The organism is Spirosoma oryzae (assembly GCF_003002825.1).
Classification (GTDB): domain Bacteria; phylum Bacteroidota; class Bacteroidia; order Cytophagales; family Spirosomataceae; genus Spirosoma; species Spirosoma oryzae.
The window spans coordinates 263,330-283,286 of the sequence record NZ_PVTE01000006.1 but is presented as its reverse complement, the minus strand read 5'-3'; the positions used below and the strand labels follow the sequence as shown (position 1 = coordinate 283,286).

Here is a 19,957-nt window from a genome sequence, read left to right as displayed (position 1 = left end):
TATCATCACAATCAAAAAAATCACAGTTCAAGACAGCAGTTCGAGATAAATCACTGTTCAACCATGATACAAACGGTTAATTTACAGAAGCTTTTCGCGACCGAGGAAGTTGAAACGACGGCGCTGAACGGCATTAACATGGAAGTAAAAGATGGCGAGTTCGTCGCTATCATGGGCCCGTCGGGGTGCGGTAAATCGACGCTGCTGAACATCCTGGGGCTACTCGACAATCCGAGTGAGGGCGAGTATAACTTCTACGGCACCGAAGTTGCCCGGATGACTGAACGGCAGCGGGCGCAGTTGCGGAAGGGCTCGATCGGCTTTGTCTTCCAGAGCTTCAACCTCATCGACGAACTGACGGTCTACGAAAACGTTGAACTGCCGCTGCTGTACCTGAAAACGCCCGCCGACGAGCGGAAAAAGCGCGTGGAAGAGACGCTGGAGCGGATGAGCATCATGCACCGCCGGAACCACTTCCCACAGCAACTGTCGGGTGGTCAGCAGCAGCGGACTGCCATTGCGCGGGCCGTCGTGGCGAAACCCAAGCTGATCCTGGCCGATGAACCGACGGGTAACCTCGATTCGAAAAACGGGGAAGAAGTGATGAAACTGCTGGGTGAGCTTAACGACGAAGGCACTACGATCATCATGGTTACGCACTCACCCTACGACGCGGGGTTCGCCCACCGGATCGTCAACCTGTTCGACGGAAAAGTCGTCACTGAGAACTTCCACGTGTAAGTATCTGAACTGTGATTCTTGTGATTACGCTGATAGACTGTGATTCAAGAAATCAATGCGATCAAAGCAATCAGATGAATCATAGTTCAGTATTGTCTTGAACTGTGATTCATCTGATTACACAGATCGGCTGTGATTTTTTTAAATCATTGTCAATCAAAGTAATCACAAGAATCATAGTTCAGACAATCACAGTTCAACCCTCTACCCTATGCTTCGCAACTATATCAAAATAGCGGTTCGCAGTTTGCTCAAGCACAAACTGTATTCCGGCATCAATGTATTCGGTCTGGCGTTGGGCATGGCCTGTGCCTTATTGATTGGCTTGTGGGTACGCGACGAGCTGAGCTACGACCGCTTTTGGTCCAATGCGAAGAACATCTACTTCGTGCGGTTTCAGTCGGAGTACCAGGGTGAAATCTACACCAACTTCGTCACGCCGGGGCCTTTGCAGGAAGCTATTGCCAACGATGTACCGGAAGTAGATGCCGTCACGAAAACAGACTGGGGGCGCGATTATCTGGTTAAAGTTGGTGATCGAAAAGCCAAGGAATTTGGTCATTTCGCCACGAGCGCCTTTTTCGATGTATTCGACATGACTGCCTTACAGGGTAATCCAAAGACGGCATTGGCGCAAACCAATCAGATCGTTGTTTCCCGGAAACTGGCTGAGAAATTTTTTCCGGATGGACAGGCGCTGGGCAAAACGCTGCAACTTGACAACGACAAATTCTACGTCGTCGGTGCGGTTGTCGATAACCTGCCAACTGCATCAACGATTCAGTTCGACTGGATCGTCAACTGGAAAGTGCAGGAGCAGGACTGGCAGACGAAGTGGGGTAATAATTCCTTCATGACCTATGCACGGCTCAACCCCAACACTACACAGGCGCAGGCGGAAGCGTCGATGAAATTGCTTTACAAACGGCATGCCCCCAAAGAGCACAGCGAGAATGTCGCCATGTTGCAGCCGCTCACCGATCTGCATCTGTACAGAGACTACAAGAATGGCAAGCCGGTCGGTGGCCGTATCGAGTACGTTCGCATCTTCTCCGTCGTTGCCCTGTTTATCCTGCTGGTAGCCTGTATCAACTTCATGAACCTGGCAACGGCTCGCTCAGCCATCCGCGCGAAAGAAGTAGGCGTGCGCAAGGTCGTCGGTGCGCTACGCTCCTCGCTGATCGGTCAGTTCATGAGTGAGTCGATCCTGACGAGTTTGCTGGCGATCATCCTGTCGCTGGTACTGGTCCGTATGGCACTACCGACATTCAACACACTATTCGACAAGCAACTAACCCTCAGCCTGACCGAACCCATGCTCTGGCAACTCGTTGCCGGTCTGGTACTGATAACCGGCTTCGTTTCGGGCAGTTACCCGGCCTTGTTTTTGTCGGGCCTCCAACCCATTCGTATTCTGAAAGGGCGCTTACAGGCTGGTAGCGGACCTGCCCTGTTCCGCCGGACGCTGGTCGTATTCCAGTTTGGTCTGTCGATGTTTCTGATCATAGGCATGCTGACCGTTAGTCGGCAAATGAGGTTTTTCCGTACCCATAACCTGGGTCTCGACCGGGAGAACGTTATCTCGATTCCGCTGGAAGGCGAGCTGGCCAGTGACAAAAAGCTGGATGTCGTCCGGCGGGCCGTTAGCCAGCTTCCATCGATTAGTTCGGTATCGACAGCCAACATGCTCCCAATCGATATTCAGAGTACATCGGGTGACTTGGTCTGGCCGGGGAAGGAACCCGGTATGGAAACCAGTGTATCGACCATGTCTGTCGGTAACGACTTTGTCAAAACGATGAACATCAAGCTGGTTGCAGGCCGGGATTTCCGTGCCGATAGTCCAGCCGACTCCTCGAATTACCTCATCAATGAAGCCACGGCCAAGTTAATGGGCATGCGCGATCCGGTTGGGAAGGAAGTAACGTTCTGGTATGGGAAAGGTCGTATCGTTGGGTTGATGAAAGACTTTCATATCAACTCACTGCACCAGGCCATCAATCCGCTGATTCTGACCTATACGCCACGAAATACAAGCTATTTGCTGATAAAGACCCACCCTGGCCAGACCCAGCAGGCGCTTACTGAGTTGGAACAACTGACTAAGTCATTCAACCCGAACTATCCATTCACCTATCACTTTCTGGACGAAGACTACGAGAAGCTTTACCGTAGTGAGCAGCAGGTACAGGAGTTGGTCAACTACTTTGGCATTCTGGCTGTCTTGATCTCGTGTTTAGGTTTGTTTGGGCTGGCGGCTTTCACGGCCGAACAACGGACCAAAGAAATCGGTGTCCGCAAAGTGCTTGGTGCCTCCGTCGCCAGCATCGTTGGTTTACTGTCTACGGATTTTCTCAAGCTCGTTCTGATTGCCATGGTACTGGCTTCCCCCCTGGCCTGGATGGCACTCGACAAATGGCTGAACAGCTTTGTGTATCGGGATACCCTGCCATGGTGGATTTTCGCCTTTGCGGCCCTGATAGCGGTAGTGGTCGCGCTGGCGACAGTAAGCTACCAAAGTATCCGGGCTGCGCTGGTCAACCCCGTCAAGTCACTACGCAGCGAATGATTGTCTGACGTGTCTTGAACTGTGATTCTTGTGATTACGCTGATAGACTATGATTCAAAAAATCAATGCAATCAAAGCAATCATAAGAATCACAGTTCAAGACTAGCACAGTTCAAGACTAGCACAGTTCAAGACTAGCACAGTTCAGGACATCGACCGTCCGAGCCCGTACGGCCCCTGTCCGATAGTGGACGTACAGACCTGCAACCGTACCATTAACCCGTTCATAATCAACGATTAAAAATCATGGCACGGCCTTCGATACTGTTCTACAAAACGCTATCGATTATGAAACCGCTCCTACTTTCTCTGCTGCTGGGTATCTCGTTTGCCGCGACGGCCCAAACATCCACGTCGACTTATTCCAGCACTCATTCGCAGATTAACGACAACGATAAAACGCTGTCTATCCAGATTGACGGGCAGCGTAACGGACAACAGTTTGCCTACAACCGGACATTCAACGTGCGGGGCATGAGCCGGGGGGAGAAAGATGCCCTGAAAAATCGCGTACTCGATTCGCTGGGTCTGGGTGAAGCACCACCCACTCCGCATCAGCCCATGCAGGTAGCACAGACAGTCCGATCGGAAAGAGACAGCCGCACAGTACCGGTTACGTTTACCTGCCCGACCTGTGAAGGGCGCGTGAAACTGATCGTCAGCGGACCGACGACCATTACGGAAGAGTTCGATGCACCAAAAAACAAGGGGCGCTTCCCCCGAACGATGTCGTTGCAGCCCGGCACCTATTACTACGAATACTGGCAGAACGGCGTGCAGCAGATGCACCTTCCCTTTACCGTGAAAACAGGGCAACAGAACGAAGTAACGGTGAAATAGTCGGCTTATAAAAAGCTGTTCAGCTCAAGTTGCAGGATGTCGGAAAACGATGATTCGGTCGTCAGGCCACCATCGCCTTTACGGTAGCGAAGCCATTGGCTGGTTTTGTAATTGTAAACGAACCCTTCAAGAATACCATAAGTGTCGTCTTCAATCAGCTTGATCACTTTGCCTGTATCATGTTTGAGACCACTCTTCTGGCATATTTCAACGATAACCCGTGTCTGTTCATACTGATGATCGTACAGAATCAGATCAGGAACCGGACTGGCATAGCCTTCGGTAAGCATCGTTTCCGGTAACGGCTCAAATGGAATCCGGCCCGACTGATAAAGCGGGTACAGTCCGGCGGTAAGCCGGGCAATTACGCTCTGGTGAATGATGGGCGCATTGACACCCATTTCATCTTCCAGAACAAGATACTGTAAGGATCTTGGCGGTGGATATTCGTTCATAGTCGACAAAAAAGAAACGCTTCTTTTCAAAGTTAATCAAAAGTTTATGCTGCGTAACTACCTCAAAATCGCCTTCCGAACACTCTGGAAAAACCGGACGCATACGCTGATCAATCTCGTCGGTCTGTCGGTCGCGTTCGGCACCTGCATCCTACTGTTTCTGACCGCCACCTTTGAACTGTCGTACGATCGCTTCCATGCGGATGCCAGTCGGATTTACCGGCTCAACTTCCTGGATACCCAGCGCGATGGTACGCCCGATCGAGGCCCGATCATGCCGTATCCGATTTCACCCGCGATCCGGACGGAGTTTCCGGAGGTAGAAGGCGTAACCCGCTGGTTCGATCAAAGTGCGAGTGTCCGCTGGCAGGATAAAACGTTCGGTGAAGATGTTCGGCGCGTGGATGCTGACTTTCTGACGATGTTTTCCTTTCCCATGCTTCAGGGCAAAGCCAGCACCGCCATGCAGGGCATCAGCGACATCGTCATCAGCGGGAAAATGGCAAAGGCCGTGTTTGGCTCGGTAAGCCCGATGGGCAAGACGGTACAGCTGCGGCTCGGCGATCAGTGGAAACCATTTACCGTAACCGGTGTCGCCGGCGACTCGCCGGAAAATTCATCGCTACAATTCGACGCCCTTATTTCCAGCCAAAACCAGGACGACTACCAGGCCTACAAAGACAAATGGGACCACGGTAACCATACGGTATTTATCAAACTGAAATCCGGTGTAACACCGGCTAGCCTTCAGCCTCGGCTACAGGCCCTGATGAACAAGTATTTTGCGGGCGACATTGCCGAACGAACCAAACAGGGTTACCCCAAAAACGAACTGGGTTTTCAGCGTAGCCTGCTGCTGCAACCGCTGACCGACATCCATTTCGATCAATCGATGGGCGGCAACACGACCAGCCGCGTATACATCTACAGCCTGCTGGTGATCGGCTTGTTTATCCTGGTCATTGCCTGCATCAACTTCGTCAATCTAACCATCGCCCAGTCCATCACGCGGGCGCGGGAAGTGGGTGTCCGCAAGTCGCTGGGTGCGCAACGCAGTCAGTTGTTCGGTCAGATCTGGGGCGAAACTGTACTGCTGTCGGGTACCGCTTTGCTGCTTGGTCTGGGGATGGCTTATGTTCTGCTACCGACGTTCAACAAACTGTTCCGCAGCCACCTGTCGATCCAGAATTTCCTGACCCCGAACGTACTACTGGTTACGGGCTTGGGCTTCCTGCTCATTACCCTGCTAGCCGGCGGTTACCCGTCCTGGTTTGTGACCCGGTTCAGCGCCGTTGAAGTGCTTAAAGGAAAAGTAAAAGTCAGCAAGCCGGGTGTATTGCGCAATACGCTAATCATCACTCAGTTTGCCATTGCCTGTCTGCTCATCGTCTGCACCCTGATCATGCGGCAGCAGGTGACGTATCTGCAACAGCGGCCGATGGGTCTGAACAAAGAGCAGGTCATCAGCGTACCCGTTGGTGGCGATGTCAACGGCACTACCTTTCTACGGCAAATGCGCGAGCGGCTGGCTAATCAGCCCAACGTCGTGGCCGTAACTGGAACGGGGGTAAACATCGGTGCCGGTCTGGATGGCAGTTCGTCACGAATGACCTACGGCTTCAACTACAACAAACGGGAGATCAGCTGCGACTGGCTGCGCGTCGATTTCGATTACCTGAAAACGCTGGGTATCAAACTAAAGGCCGGCCGTGAATTTTCGCCCAGCTATAGTACCGATTCGACAGCCGCCATTCTGGTATCGGAGAGTCTGGCCAAGCAACTGGGTGAAGCCAATCCGATTGGCAAATACATTGAACCGGATTCGGGCCGAAAATACCAGATCGTCGGGGTCTTTGCCGACTTCAATCTGTATTCCCTGCATAAGAAAGCGGAACCAATCGCGCTGCAAATGTTGCCTGATAATGCAATCAACTACGTACTGGTTCGGGTAAATCCGCAGAACCTGACGGGCGCGATGGAAACGGTGAAAGCTGCCTGGAAAGAAATCGACCCGAAACACGAATTCATCGGCTCGTTCGTCGACGAAAACGTCGAGCGCTGGTACAAAAAAGAGCAGCGCCTGTCTACGATTTTCTCGTCGGCGGCCGGGATTGCGATTCTACTGTCGTGCATGGGCCTGTTTGCCGTCGCGCTCATCAGTATTGAGCAGCGGACCAAGGAGATCGGTGTTCGGAAAGTCCTCGGTGCCTCCGTCGCCAGCATCGTTACCCTGCTGGCAGGTGATTTCCTAAAACTGGTGTTGATTGCGATTGTCGTAGCGTCTCCCCTCGCCTGGTACGCCATGAATCAGTGGCTGGGTGATTTCGCGTACCGCATCGACATGCCGTGGTGGGTATTCATTCTGTCGGGTCTGCTGGCGGTATTGATTGCCTTCGCTACGATCTCGTTCCGCAGCGTCAAAGCTGCCCTGATGAATCCCGTCAAATCGCTCCGCAGCGAATAATACCCTACCACCATCATGCTCTCGAACTATCTGAAAATCGCCTGGCGGGGTCTACTAAAAAATCGCCTGTTCACGTTTCTCAACCTGCTTGGTCTGGCAACCGGACTGGCCGTTGCGCTGCTGCTGATGCTATACGTGAAAGATGAACTCCTGTTCGATACGTATCATGCTAAAGCGGACCGAATTTATCGGGTTGGCTTAACGGCCACGTTCGATGGAAAAAGTATGAACTGGGGCAATGCCCCCAACGCTGTCGGCCCCGCTCTCAAAGCCAATGTTCCCGCAGTGGAGCAACAAGCCCGGTTCCTACGTCATAATTTCGGTCAGACTGCCTTTGTAAAGTCCGGCGATAAGAAATTTGCGGAGACTAACTTTTACTGGGCCGACGGTAGTCTGTTCGACATCTTCGACGTTGCGCTGATCCAAGGCAATCCAAAAACGGTACTGGACGGTCCTCACAAGGTGGTAGTAAGTCAGGCAACCGCCGAGCGGTATTTTGGCAGTGATAATCCGATTGGAAAAACCCTGTACGTCGACAATAAAGACACACTGCAAGTAACGGGAGTCTATAGAAACTTCCCCAGTACGTCGACCATCGACGCAGACATGATTGGCTCGTTCAGCAGTATGCACTGGGCTCAGAACCCAAGCTGGAGTAATGCCAGTTTTGAAACCTACATTTTGCTTCGTCAGCAGGCGCAACAGGCGCAGGTGGAAAGGCAGTTGGCGGGGCTTGTCGATAAACACGTCCCTAAGGCCGAGCAATGGTACAAAATATGGCTTCAACCACTCACCGGTGTTCACCTGCACTCGGCTGATATGACCAACACCAATACCACCCGCATCGGCGATCTGCGTCAGGTTAAGATTCTGCTCATTCTTGCCGTTGTCATTCTGCTGATTGCCTCGATTAACTACATGAATCTGGCGACGGCCAAAGCGCAGATTCGCTTTCGTGAGGTCGGGGTTATCAAAACCATTGGCGCATCAGCCAGGCATCTCATTAGCCGCTTTTATCTGGAAACGGGCCTGATGGTTACGTTGGCACTCATACTGGCGATTGGCCTTGTCGTTGTGGGCCTACCGCTTTTCAACCAGATGACAGACAAGCATATACCGTTCATGGCGCTGCTAACCCCTGAAGTAGTCGTTGGCCTACTGTTGATCGGTCTGCTCATTACACTCATTGCCGGGTCTTATCCTGCCTTTTACCTGTCGTCGTTTTCGCCCAAATACCTGCTCAGCACAAGCTTCCGAAATCAGTCGGGGGCGGGTATGCTCCGGCGGTCGCTGGTGGTGATTCAGTTTGCGGCTTCGATAATTCTAATGGTTTGCACGTTCATTTTCTACCAGCAGTTGCAGTTTATTCAGGCGCAGAAACTGGGCTATGAGCCTACTCAGGTGGTGGCAGTTATGACATCGGCAGCGAAGGATGTAAGCCAGATCGATGCCCTGATGAACGACTACCGAAGCCTCAGCAGTGTGGTCGATGTGTGTCGCGCCCAGACGTTTCCGGGCCGTGGCGGTAGCGGACGGACAATCAGCCGATCGGGCAATGCAGGTAATACGCACGAAGGCATGGCCATTCAGACCAACCGGGTTAGCAACGAGTTCATGAATGTGCTCGGTCTGAAACTCCTGGCTGGTCGCACCTTACCAGCTACCAAAGATGCCAAAGACACAACCGTTCAGGTTGTTCTGAACAAAACGGCGGTCAATTACTTGGGGCTTACGCCACAAAATGCCATAGGTCAGAAAGCCCGTAATCTGTTCGGTGAGGGCCAGGCTGAAATCATAGGCGTCGTCGATGACTTCCATTTCCAGTCGTTTCACACACCTATTGGTGCGTACGCTTTCCATAATGCCGATACCGAATCACGGCCTTACCTGCTGGTTAAAACCCACACGACCCAATTGAGCCAAACCATGCGTCAATTGGAAGCTGTTTTCCAGAAGGACATGCCCGACTCGGCCTTTGAATACACCTTCCTTGATGAGTTTTTGAATACGCTGTATCGTTCGGAGCAACGGACGGCGCAGGTAGTGCTGGTCTTCTCGGCACTGGCTATCCTGATTGCCTGTCTGGGTCTGTTCGGATTGGCCGCTTTCACGGCCGAACAACGGACCAAAGAGATTGGCGTACGGAAAGTACTCGGCGCCAGTGTCAGCAGTATCATGCTATTGCTTTCTAAAGACTTTTTGAAACCGGTGCTTACCGCTATCCTGATTGCCAGTCCGATTGCCTGGTATGCAGCGACGCAGTGGCTTCAGGGGTTTGCCTATAAAACCCCCGTAGCGTGGTGGATTTTTGCGCTGGCCGGTGCAACGGCAGCAGGTGTCGCCTTGCTGACCGTCAGCTTCCAGAGTATCAAAGCCGCCCTGGTCAACCCCGTCAAATCGCTTCGCAGCGAATAATCCGATACCGCCCGGCACCCACTGTTGGTACGAGTCATGTGCCAGTCAAGCGAGGTTTATACTTCACTTGACTGGCACATGGCTTTTTACCCTTCGGGAGAAACCGCCACCTAACGTTTGAGAATAGATACGCCCTTTTACGCTGTCGTAGCACTACGCTCACGAGTCATTTGCCTGATTTTACAGTAGACTATAAGTTATTACCGACTTACTACTCATAAACCCCTACCTACGTCATGAGTATCACCCTCGATCAAGCAGAGAAAGCTATTCAGGCGGCTAAAGCCAAAGCCGCAGACATTAACACGTTGATGAACATTGCCATCGTCGATGCTGGCGCGAATCTGATTGCGTTTGCGCACATGGACAATGCCTGGCTGGGTTCTATCGACATCGCGCAACGCAAAGCCCGCACAGCCCGCTATTTCGATATGCCAACGGGTGAGTTAGGTAAGCTGTCGCAACCCGGCGGATCGCTGTATAACATCGAACACTCGAATGGTGGACTGATTACGTTCCCTGGTGGCCTCCCCATTAAAGACGCAAGCGGAACCGTTATCGGTGCCATTGGTGTATCGGGCAGCACGGTGGAAAATGATCACACGGTTGCGCAGGCAGGTGTTGATGCGCTTGCGTAATTACAGCAAACAGAAAAGAGCACGAGCACCAGACACACATGCTGGTGCTCGTGCCCTTTCCCTTCGCAGACCAGCGTTTATAGTTCCTCGACATTGCTATCACAGGCGATTCACCCAGCGTTACCAACGCATACTGATTTACGTTTAAACCTGTTCAACACTGGACAAACTATGTCCGTTAGCGGACAGAATTTGTCCAACAAAACGTCGTTTCTGACCAACAGAGGCTGATTTTGGGTAGTGGCATAGTAGTTGACTTATGGCCGAAGTCAGCTCACCATACCCGACTATGCTCTCAAACTATCTCAAAATCGCCTGGCGGAACCTGCTGCGCAACAAAGGTTACTCGGCTATTAACATCGGTGGACTAACAGTTGGCATGGCCGTGGCTATGCTGATTGGTTTGTGGATCTGGGATGAGCTGTCGTTCAACCAATCGTTTGCGAACTACAGTCAGATTGCCCAGGTCATGCAGCACCAGACAGTCAACGGGCATATTGGTACGCAGAAGGATATTCCGACTCCGCTGGATGCCGAGTTGCGCACCAAATACGGCGATAATTTCAAACACATAGCCATGGCCACCTCGGAGGGTGACCGGGTTCTGTCGTTCGGCGAGAAAAAACTGGCGCGGTCGGGCAACTATATGGGTCCCGAAATGCCCGAAATATTATCGCTGACCATGCTGAAAGGTACCCGGCAGGGCCTGACAAATACGAATTCTATTCTACTCTCGGCCTCAACGGCTAAAGCGCTTTTCGGTGATGTTAACCCAATGGGCAAACTCATCAACATCGAAGGGCGAGCCGACGTAACCGTAACGGGCGTGTATGAGGACCTGCCGTTCAGTACGGAGTTTCGAAACCTGACGTTCATTGCCCCCTGGAACCTGTTTGTATCGATAAGCCCGTGGGTAAAGCGATCGTTAGACAAGCAGGAATGGGGCAATAACTCATTTCAGCTTTTTGTGCAACTCGCCGACAACACCGATATGCCGACGGTGAGCGCGCACATCAGAAATGCCAAGCTGAACAACGTACCCGCTGCCGAACGGAAATTCAACTCCACGCTGTTTCTGCACCCAATGAGCGACTGGCGGCTGTACTCGGCCTGGGAAGAAGGCGTACAGACAGGAGGATACATTCAGTACGTACGACTGTTCGGACTGGTAGGTATTTTTGTGCTGTTGCTGGCCTGCATCAATTTCATGAATCTGAGCACGGCCCGTTCCGAAAAACGAGCCAAGGAAGTCGGGATTCGCAAAGCCGTCGGCTCGGAACGCAGTCAGTTGGTCAGCCAGTTTTTCAGTGAGTCGTTTCTGGTTGTTAGCCTGGCATTCGTCGGGGCCACTCTGCTGGTTCTGGTTGCGTTACCCTGGTTCAATACGATAGCCGACAAGCGCCTTTCTTTACCTTGGACCAACGTGTCGTTCTGGCTGATCAGCCTGGGCTTTATTGGCATCACCGGCCTGTTGGCGGGCAGCTATCCGGCCTTTTATCTCTCCTCGTTCCAGCCCATCAAGGTTCTGAAAGGACTGCGGATTAGAACGAGCGGCCTGGCAGCATCCCCCCGCAAGGTGCTGGTCGTCGTTCAGTTTACCGTTTCGCTGACGCTGACTATTGGTACGATCATCGTGTACCGGCAGATTCAGCACACCAAAAACCGGCCAATTGGCTACGATAGCAACGGCGTGGTTATGATGGAGATGATGTCTCCCGCCTTCTACGGTAAATACGACCTGCTCAAAACCGAACTGACCAACCTGGGCGTCATCCAGAACATGGCGGAATCGTCCAGCCCGCTTACAGGCGTGTGGTCGAACGATAGCGACTTTAGCTGGCCTGGTAAAGACCCCGCCCTCGACCCGGATTTTTCGAAAATATTTGTCACGCATGACTATGGTAAAACGGTCGGCTGGCAGGTCAAGGAAGGGCGTGATTTTTCACGAGCGTTCACCACCGATTCATCCGCGATCATCGTCAACGAAGCTGCGGTTAAGTTCATGAACCTCAAACACCCGATCGGTACGGTCGTCAAATGGGGAGAAACGAGTACGCCCAAAGCCAGGTACTTTACCATTGTGGGCGTTGTCAAAGACGTGCTAGCCGAATCGCCCTACGAACCCGTAAAGCAGGCGATTTACGTCATGGATTACGAGAACGCCAACTGGATTGTGCTCAAGCTAAACCCAAACCGAAGCGCGCGTGAGTCGCTGGCCGCTATCGAGGCTACGTTCAAGAAATACGTACCATCGGCTCCGTTCGTGTATTCATTTGCCGATCAGGAGTTTGGCAAAAAATTCGCGTCCGAAGAGCGCATCGGCACACTGGCGGGCGGCTTTGCCGGACTGGCCATTCTGATTTCCTGCCTGGGCTTGTTTGGCCTGGCTTCGTTCACCGCCGAGCAGCGCACCAAAGAGATTGGCGTCCGCAAAGTACTGGGCGCCAGCGTCCTGAACGTGTGGGTTCTCCTCTCGAAAGATTTCGTCGGGCTGGTTCTTATTGCCTGCCTGATCGCCGTACCCGTAGCGTACTATTACCTTAACGACTGGCTGAACGATTACCAGTATCGCACTACCCTGTCGTGGTGGATTTTTGCAGCTGCCGTATTGGGTACCATAACGATCACGTTGCTGACCGTCAGCTTTCAAAGCATCAAAGCCGCCCTGGTCAACCCCGTCAAATCGCTCCGCAGCGAATAAACAATTCCAACCATGATGACCAACTATCTGAAAATTGCCTGGCGGAACCTGCGTCGCGAGAAAGGATTTGCCACCATTAATATCGTGGGGTTAGCTGTCGGTATGGCCGCGACCATGCTGCTTCTCCAGTACGTGAACGTCGAACGGAGCTACGATCAGTTTCACCGCAACGCCGACCGAATCGTTCGCGTTACGTCGCAGCGCCACGAGCATGGCATAATGGCTTCCCAGTGGGCTGGTGGGCCATTCGCATCAGGCAATCACCTGAAAGCCGCCTTCCCCGAAGTAGCGGACTATGTCAAGCTATATGGACTGCCCCGGCGCGTGCTTGCGGTACAACGACGGGAGTTTCGGGTGGAAAAGGGTATGTACGCAACGCCTTCGTTTTTCAACGTCTTCTCGTTTCCATTGGTAGAGGGCAACCCGCAAACGGCGCTGACGGAACCCATGACCGGCGTTTTGTCGGTGTCGCTGGCGAAGCGGTTGTTCGGGTCGGCCAATCCGGTTGGGCAACTCGTCCGCCTTGAACGGGAAACCCCCATCCGGATTACCGGCATTTTCGCCGATTTCCCCAAAAACTCGCACCTACAGGCCGACTATCTGCTATCGTTCAGTACGTTTGAGACATTAAATAATCCGAAAAAAGAACCGGACAAGAGCCTGGATAACGCCTGGACATGGGACGGCTGTTTAACATATCTGCTCCTAAAGCCCGGTGCAGACAGGCAGGCCTTGGCCAGTAAGCTGCCGGCCTTCACGGTCGGCCAGAATCAGCGCGACCCAAAAACGGGCGATGGGCTTTCGCTTCACCTTCAGCCGCTGACCGATATTCACCTGTATTCGCACTTGCTGTACGAAGCCGGACCAAACGGCGATGGCAATGCGGTGTACGTGCTACTCTGCGTAGCCTTGTTTATCATCGGCATTGCCTGGATCAATTACGTCAATCTGGCGACAGCACGGGCCGTCAGCCGGGCAAAAGAGGTGGGTGTCCGCAAGGCCGTGGGTTCGCACCGAAGTCAGTTGATCGGGCAGTTTATGATTGAATCGGCTCTACTCAACCTGATCGCAGTCGGTGGCGCTTTCGCCCTGATCACAGCGGCTCTGCCCTTATTTAATCAGTTTACCGACCAGCAACTGACCTATGATTTCGTCACGTCGGGACGGTTCTGGCTAGGTTTGGGTGTTATGTATGCCATTGGAACAGTGCTGTCGGGCTTGTATCCTGCCTTTGTCCTGTCTGGATTCAAGCCGGTTGCTGTACTCAAAAGTGGGCTGGCCGGATTTCGCGAGGGAATTGCGCTCCGTAAATCGCTGGTTGTCGTTCAGTTTGCCGCGTCGGTGTTCTTGCTGGTAGCCACCATCACAGTGTTCCGGCAACTACAATTCATGCGCAGCCAGAACCTGGGCGTGGCCATTGATCAGACGATGGTGCTGAGCAGGCCCGTCGATGACTCGACGCGGGCGGGCAGAATGAAGGCCTTTAAAACGTACCTGCGCACTGAGTCGGGGGTACGGCAGTTGACCGTATCGTCTACCGTTCCCGGCGAGAAAGTGGAATTTGTGGCGGGTGGGCTTCGCTTGTTTGGCAGGCCCAACGAGGAGGGAAAACAATACCGGATCATCAACACCGATTACGACTTTATCAATACGTACGGGTTAAAACTAGTAGCAGGCCGGAATTTCGATTCAGCACTTGGCGAGAAAGACGCGGTTATTTTCAATCGAACGGCCTTACGGCAACTGGGCTTTACCGACCCCGCTAAAGCCATCGGTCAGCAAATCGATTTTTGGGACGATAAACTCACCATCGTGGGTGTTATTGACAACTTCCACCAGCAATCACCCCGCGAAGCCTACGACCCGCTTATACTGCGTCTCAACCCCACCATTGCCGGACCAATCTCCATCAAACTAGCGGGCAGCGAATCGACCCGGATGGTCGGGGTTATCCGGCAAGCCTGGCAGCGCTTCTTTCCCACGGACCCGTTCGAGTTTTCCTTTCTGGATGAACAGTACGACAGACAGTACCGGGCGGATGACCGGTTTGGGCAGTTATTCGGTTTTTTCACCCTGCTGGCGGTGCTGGTTTCCTGCTTAGGTCTACTGGGTCTCGTCACCTTCACGGCTCAGCAACGAAAAAAAGAGATCGGGGTTCGCAAGGTCCTCGGCGCCAGTGTAACAAGCATCGTGGCGCTGCTCTCCCGCGACTTTTTAAAACTCGTGTTCATCGCCATTGTAGTAGCTTCCCCCATTGCCTGGTATGCGATGCACCAATGGTTGCAGGACTTCGCTTACCGCATCGACATTTCGTGGTGGATATTCGCACTGGCCGGACTCTTAGCGGTAGGTATTGCCTTGCTAACCGTATCGTTTCAAAGCATCAAAGCCGCGTTGGTCAATCCCGTCAAATCACTCCGCAGCGAATAAACCATCCCAACCATGCTGACGAACTATCTCAAGATTGCCTGGCGGAATCTGCTGCGCAACAAAGCCTTCTCGGCCATCAACATCGTCGGACTGGCGATTGGGCTGGCCACCTGTCTACTTATCAGCCTGTTTGTACTGGACGAACTCAGCTACGACCGATTCAACGAAAAAGCCGACCGCATTGTCCGGGTTATTTTTCGGGGAACGATGAACGGTGGGCAGATTGCCGAAGCGACGGTTATGGCTCCAACAGCTCAGACGCTCAAAGTCAACTACCCGGAAATACAGGCTGTAACCCGACTCCGGCGGGGTGGCTCGGCGCTGTTCAGCTATAAGGACAAAACGTTCAAGGAAGACGCCGTTGCCTTTGTCGACTCTACGTTTTTCGACGTATTCACGCTACCCTTCCGCGCCGGGAATCCCCGCACAGCACTGACCCGCCCAAACACCGTCGTCATCACGCAGCCCGTTGCGCAGAAATATTTCGGCACTGATGACCCCATCGGCAAAGTACTGCGTATCAAGGGCGAGTCGACGACGTATACGGTTACCGGCTTAATCGACGCGATGCCGTCAAACGCGCATTTCCACATCGACTTTCTGCTTTCAATGGCGAACAGCCCCGAAGCAACGTCGACGTCGTGGATGGCATCGAACTTCTACACGTATCTGGTGCTGCCCGAAGGCTACGATTACAAGCGACTGGAAGCGAAGTTACCGCAGCTTGTCAGTACGTACATGGGGCCGCAGCTTCAGCAGGCGTTTGGCATGAGCATGGCGCAGTTTCGGCAGAAGGGCAACAGCGTCGGCCTGTTCCTGCAGCCGCTCACCGACATTCACCTGCATTCGAGTCTGACCAGCGAGATCGAACCGGCGGGTAACATCCAGTACGTGTACATATTCGGCGCTACGGCCCTGTTCATGTTGCTGATCGCCTGCATCAACTTCATGAATCTGTCGACGGCGGGCGCGACCAAACGAGCCCGCGAAGTCGGCATTCGCAAAGTCATGGGATCGCTCAAACAGGCACTGATCAGTCAGTTTCTGATCGAGTCGATTCTGCTGACGACGATTGCTATGGTACTGGCCCTTGGGCTGATCTGGACAGTATTACCCGCTTTCAACGAACTGGCCGGGAAGGCATTGACGCTACGCTACGAGCAACTACCCGGCATGGTGACAGGTCTGTTGCTGTTCGGACTTCTCATCGGCGTGCTGGCCGGCAGCTATCCCGCTTTCTTCCTGTCGTCGTTCAAACCCATCACCGTGCTGAAAGGCGGGAATGTATCAAAAACGGTGGGCCGATCGGGTGTGGGGTTACGCAGCGGTCTGGTCGTGTTTCAGTTTTTCATGTCCAGCCTATTGATTATCGGCACGACCGTAGTCTATCAACAGCTTAGCTACATACAACATAAAAATCTGGGTTATGACCGGGAGCAGGTACTGATACTGCCGCAGGCCTGGCAACTCGGTCCGCAGCAGGCCGTTCTGCGCGACCAGCTTCTGCGCGACTCGCGGGTAGTCAACGCGAGTCTTTCGTCGTATCTCCCCGCCGGCCCCAGTGAATCGAACAACTTCATTGTCTACGCCGACAACAACGACGCCCAGCTAACCAAAACGCTCTGCTATACTGTCGATTATCGCTATCTGGCTACAATGGGTATGCAACTGGTAACTGGTCGTGCATTCTCACCCCAGTACGGTACCGACTCATCGGCCATTGTACTGAACGAAACGGCGGCTAAAGCACTGGGCTGGGGCGACAAAGCCATTGGCCATACGATCACCCACCCCGACAACGACGGGACGGCGAAAACGTATACGGTCATCGGTATCGTGCGCGATTTCCATTTCCGGTCCCTGCATGAAGCGATATCCCCATTGCTGATGACGCTGGGGCAGGGAGGTGGCAATCTTATCGTCAAGACCAAACCGGGCGACGTAACTGGTTTGCTGGCGAATCTGAAACAACAGTGGGCTACGCTGCTCCCCGACGAGCCGTTTGTCTATTCGTTCCTGGACGAGAACTTCAACAAAACGTATCTGGCCGAGCAGAAGACGGGTCAAATCCTGGGTTTGTTCGCCGGCCTGACCATCTTCGTTGCCTGTCTGGGTCTGTTCGGGCTGGCCACGTTTACCGCGCAGCAGCGGACCAAAGAGATTGGCGTTCGCAAGGTGTTGGGCGCATCCGTCACCAGTATTGTTGCCCTGCTTTCCCGCGACTTCCTCAAGCTGGTCCTCATCGCCATTGTAATAGCTTCCCCCATTGCCTACTACGCCATGCAGCAGTGGCTCCAGGACTTCGCCTACAAGATTACGATTGAATGGTGGGTCTTTGCCCTGGCCGGACTATTGGCGATTGGTATTGCGCTACTAACGGTCAGTTTTCAAAGCATCCGGGCCGCCTTAGTCAATCCCGTCAAGTCATTACGTTCGGAGTAGAGCCGCAACCCTTTGCGGCTCAGCACCTGGATGGCTCAGCAACAGGATGAATGAGATCAGATAATCAGTTCAGCAACCCACCCTAGCACCAAATTCATCCCATTTTTCAGCCGGTTCAACCCATTTTCCCCACACACGTTTTAGCTCGCCCTAGCTTTGATCAAAAATCAAGCAACAGCTATGTGGGAACAGTCACGCACACGATACGTAGAACCGCTATTTCTGATCGGCCTGGCAACGGTGTACGTCGTCCGTCGCCTGATAGCTGAGTCTAATGAGTTCGATAGTATAGTTGGCCTTTCTGCCAGTAGCGACGGTATCCCGGCTAATATATACTGGCCGGAACTGGAGAACTACGATTATTTTCTGAACAACAATGTGCCACTCATTGCGGGCGTCGGCCTGTTTCTGGGAGCCTGGGCAATCTTTCGGTACCTCGCTTATCCCCGGCTGTCGGCGCAGACTGCCAGCAGAGCGGGTTGGCTGTACGTCGGCCTGACGGTAATACTGCTGCTGGCAAGTGCTTTCGTTTACCACTACCTGAAGCAGTACGTTCGCCACAGGCGTTTCGAGTCGGGCGATATTTTCGGCATCGAGGTTTATTCACTCTATCGCAAACGAACCGTATTGGCCGACGCGATTGGGCTGGGGATTCTGCTGGCCACGTACGAGATTATTCGGGGGTACTACGTGTACTTGTCCGACAACACCCGGCAGGAGTCGCTGCCCGTTCTCCGCGTCGTTGGTTATCTGCTGATTAGTAGTATTACCGTACTGCTGATATTCTTCGCCATGGATTTACACCTGCCTCCCACCTTGTGGCAGGAGTCGTTTCGCGACGTTCTACTGTATCTGGGATTGGGCGTTCAGATCCTGTTTTTCCAGGCGATCATTTACAGACACCTGCTCAGCAGGTCAGTCAATCTGAATGCGATTTCACCCTTCACAGTCGGCATCTTTATATTGGCCGTTCTTGTCGTAACGACCGTTATCTGGCAGGCAAGCACTCAGTTTTACTACCGCTCCCTCGATCCGATTATTACGTACAGTGCCATCGTCGTGATCGGCTCGGTAGCGATTGCGTACGGACGCCGGGTGCTGAATCGCGAGAAAACAGTGCTTCAAACGCAGGTGTCGGCCAAGTCGGCGGAACTGTCCAGCCTGCGGGCGCAGATCAACCCGCACTTTCTGTTCAATGCGCTGAACAGTCTGTACGCGACGGCACTCAAGGAAAACAGTGAAAAGACCGCCGACGGCATTCAGAAGCTGGGCGACATGATGCGGTTTATGTTGCAGGAAAATAACCACGACCGCATCCCGCTCGACAAGGAGATCGAATACCTGCACAACTACATCGACATCCAGCGATTGCGGGTCGATGAAACACATCCCATCGATATTCGGGTGACGATTCAGCAACCCAACCGCGAGATCTACATCGCCCCTATGCTGCTGACGCCCTTCGTGGAAAACGCGTTCAAACACGGTATCAGTTTGCGGAGTCCGTCCTGGATTTTCATTACGCTCACCCTGGACGCAACGACACTGTACTTCAAAGTGCATAATTCGCGCCACCCACGCCCGGCCGAGTCGACCGATCCCGAACGCACACGCTCTGGCGTCGGGCTGGACAACGTTCGGAAACGCCTGCAACTGATCTATCCGGGTCGACACACACTCGACATTCAGCAGTCGGAACAGGATTATTTCGTCTCGCTGACGCTGGTCTGCTGACAAGGTGGCTCAACAAGCCGCATCGCTCGAATCGTTAAAACACCAACATGTACGTAATCCACCCGTTCAACTGCAAGGCATCAACCACAGCCACGAGGTTTTTGATTCGGCTCTGCGCCGTCGGCTGAATGATCAGAACGGGGTTTGCGGCCAACGCGACACGGCGCAGTATGCTCCGTAGTTTGGGCATCGCACAGTATGTCTCAACATAATCAGCGTCACCACCAGCCCGAAACTGCCAGAGCCCAATCCGATCATTGTCCAGCAATTCATTCATAAAGTCAACTTAACTTATCTTGCTCATGAAACGCGTTTATCTTCCCCTGCTATTACTCTGGCTGATTCCGGTTGTGATCGCTCAACTGCTGATTGGCTTCGTATCAGCCAGTCCAGCTTCGACCGGTAATGCGCAGCCACAGTTGCGTTTTTTACTACAGGCGAATGACGCATCCTGTACCGTTGAGGTTGCCGCCGACGGCACCGTTTCCGGTCTGTTGACGTTGGGAGAAGATCGCTGGACGAAGTAAT

General features: G+C 53.1%; 13 protein-coding genes. 11 read left to right on the top strand and 2 right to left on the bottom strand.

Going from position 1 to position 19,957, the window contains the following annotated elements; all coding sequences use genetic code 11:
* The first annotated feature begins 63 nt into the window (after positions 1-63).
* The 3 genes from CLV58_RS09230 (at position 64) to CLV58_RS09220 (ending at position 4,150) form a co-directional block, all read left to right on the top strand.
* Positions 64-741, top strand: coding sequence for an ABC transporter ATP-binding protein (locus CLV58_RS09230; RefSeq protein WP_106137498.1), 678 nt, complete (start codon positions 64-66; stop codon positions 739-741).
* Between the two features lie 211 nt (positions 742-952).
* Entirely contained in the window at positions 953-3,310 is a 2,358-nt protein-coding gene (locus tag CLV58_RS09225) for an ABC transporter permease (protein WP_106137497.1), read from the top strand.
* A 288-nt stretch (positions 3,311-3,598) separates the two neighbouring features.
* On the top strand, positions 3,599-4,150 hold the full coding sequence (locus CLV58_RS09220) for a hypothetical protein (RefSeq protein WP_106137550.1): 552 nt from the start codon (positions 3,599-3,601) through the stop codon (positions 4,148-4,150).
* A gap of 5 nt (positions 4,151-4,155) precedes the next feature.
* On the opposite strand, the gene CLV58_RS09215 is transcribed toward CLV58_RS09220, so the two are convergent.
* Positions 4,156-4,605, bottom strand: a complete 450-nt coding sequence (locus tag CLV58_RS09215) for a hypothetical protein (protein ID WP_106137496.1) — start codon at positions 4,603-4,605, stop codon at positions 4,156-4,158.
* Between the two features lie 46 nt (positions 4,606-4,651).
* Here CLV58_RS09215 and CLV58_RS09210 point away from each other — a divergent pair, with 46 nt between their 5' ends.
* The 7 genes from CLV58_RS09210 to CLV58_RS09180 all read left to right on the top strand — a co-directional run bounded on the left by CLV58_RS09210 (position 4,652) and on the right by CLV58_RS09180 (position 19,429).
* Positions 4,652-7,069: an ABC transporter permease gene (locus tag CLV58_RS09210; protein ID WP_106137495.1), complete on the top strand. Its 2,418-nt coding sequence runs from the start codon at positions 4,652-4,654 to the stop codon at positions 7,067-7,069.
* Positions 7,070-7,084: 15 nt separating this feature from the next.
* Complete coding sequence (locus CLV58_RS09205) at positions 7,085-9,484, top strand: ABC transporter permease (protein WP_106137494.1); 2,400 nt, start codon at positions 7,085-7,087, stop codon at positions 9,482-9,484.
* 236 nt (positions 9,485-9,720) lie between these two features.
* Complete coding sequence (locus tag CLV58_RS09200) at positions 9,721-10,122, top strand: GlcG/HbpS family heme-binding protein (RefSeq protein WP_106137493.1); 402 nt, start codon at positions 9,721-9,723, stop codon at positions 10,120-10,122.
* 289 nt (positions 10,123-10,411) lie between these two features.
* A complete protein-coding gene (locus CLV58_RS09195; RefSeq protein WP_106137492.1) occupies positions 10,412-12,823 on the top strand; it encodes an ABC transporter permease in 2,412 nt (803 codons plus the stop codon).
* A 12-nt stretch (positions 12,824-12,835) separates the two neighbouring features.
* Positions 12,836-15,253, top strand: a complete 2,418-nt coding sequence (locus CLV58_RS09190) for an ABC transporter permease (protein ID WP_106137491.1) — start codon at positions 12,836-12,838, stop codon at positions 15,251-15,253.
* A gap of 12 nt (positions 15,254-15,265) precedes the next feature.
* The gene (locus CLV58_RS09185) at positions 15,266-17,695 is read left to right on the top strand and encodes an ABC transporter permease (protein WP_106137490.1); all 2,430 of its coding nucleotides are present in this window, start codon (positions 15,266-15,268) and stop codon (positions 17,693-17,695) included.
* A gap of 180 nt (positions 17,696-17,875) precedes the next feature.
* Entirely contained in the window at positions 17,876-19,429 is a 1,554-nt protein-coding gene (locus tag CLV58_RS09180; RefSeq protein WP_106137489.1) for a sensor histidine kinase, read from the top strand.
* A gap of 34 nt (positions 19,430-19,463) precedes the next feature.
* Here the strand turns inward: CLV58_RS09180 and CLV58_RS09175 are convergent, their stop codons facing one another.
* Entirely contained in the window at positions 19,464-19,706 is a 243-nt protein-coding gene (locus CLV58_RS09175; protein WP_106137488.1) for a hypothetical protein, read from the bottom strand.
* A gap of 25 nt (positions 19,707-19,731) precedes the next feature.
* Between CLV58_RS09175 and CLV58_RS09170 the strand changes: the two genes are divergently transcribed.
* A complete protein-coding gene (locus tag CLV58_RS09170) occupies positions 19,732-19,956 on the top strand; it encodes a hypothetical protein (protein WP_106137487.1) in 225 nt (74 codons plus the stop codon).
* Position 19,957: the final 1 nt, after the last annotated feature.

Excerpts from the sequence above, each read along its gene's own strand:
- CLV58_RS09230 (WP_106137498.1), top strand. The coding sequence starts at position 64 with ATGATACAAACGGTTAATTTACAGAAGCTTTTCGCGACCGAGGAAGTT.
- CLV58_RS09225 (WP_106137497.1), top strand. The coding sequence starts at position 953 with ATGCTTCGCAACTATATCAAAATAGCGGTTCGCAGTTTGCTCAAGCAC.
- CLV58_RS09220 (WP_106137550.1), top strand. The coding sequence starts at position 3,599 with ATGAAACCGCTCCTACTTTCTCTGCTGCTGGGTATCTCGTTTGCCGCG.
- CLV58_RS09215 (WP_106137496.1), bottom strand. The coding sequence starts at position 4,605 with ATGAACGAATATCCACCGCCAAGATCCTTACAGTATCTTGTTCTGGAA.
- CLV58_RS09210 (WP_106137495.1), top strand. The coding sequence starts at position 4,652 with ATGCTGCGTAACTACCTCAAAATCGCCTTCCGAACACTCTGGAAAAAC.
- CLV58_RS09205 (WP_106137494.1), top strand. The coding sequence starts at position 7,085 with ATGCTCTCGAACTATCTGAAAATCGCCTGGCGGGGTCTACTAAAAAAT.
- CLV58_RS09200 (WP_106137493.1), top strand. The coding sequence starts at position 9,721 with ATGAGTATCACCCTCGATCAAGCAGAGAAAGCTATTCAGGCGGCTAAA.
- CLV58_RS09195 (WP_106137492.1), top strand. The coding sequence starts at position 10,412 with ATGCTCTCAAACTATCTCAAAATCGCCTGGCGGAACCTGCTGCGCAAC.
- CLV58_RS09190 (WP_106137491.1), top strand. The coding sequence starts at position 12,836 with ATGATGACCAACTATCTGAAAATTGCCTGGCGGAACCTGCGTCGCGAG.
- CLV58_RS09185 (WP_106137490.1), top strand. The coding sequence starts at position 15,266 with ATGCTGACGAACTATCTCAAGATTGCCTGGCGGAATCTGCTGCGCAAC.
- CLV58_RS09180 (WP_106137489.1), top strand. The coding sequence starts at position 17,876 with ATGTGGGAACAGTCACGCACACGATACGTAGAACCGCTATTTCTGATC.
- CLV58_RS09175 (WP_106137488.1), bottom strand. The coding sequence starts at position 19,706 with ATGAATGAATTGCTGGACAATGATCGGATTGGGCTCTGGCAGTTTCGG.
- CLV58_RS09170 (WP_106137487.1), top strand. The coding sequence starts at position 19,732 with ATGAAACGCGTTTATCTTCCCCTGCTATTACTCTGGCTGATTCCGGTT.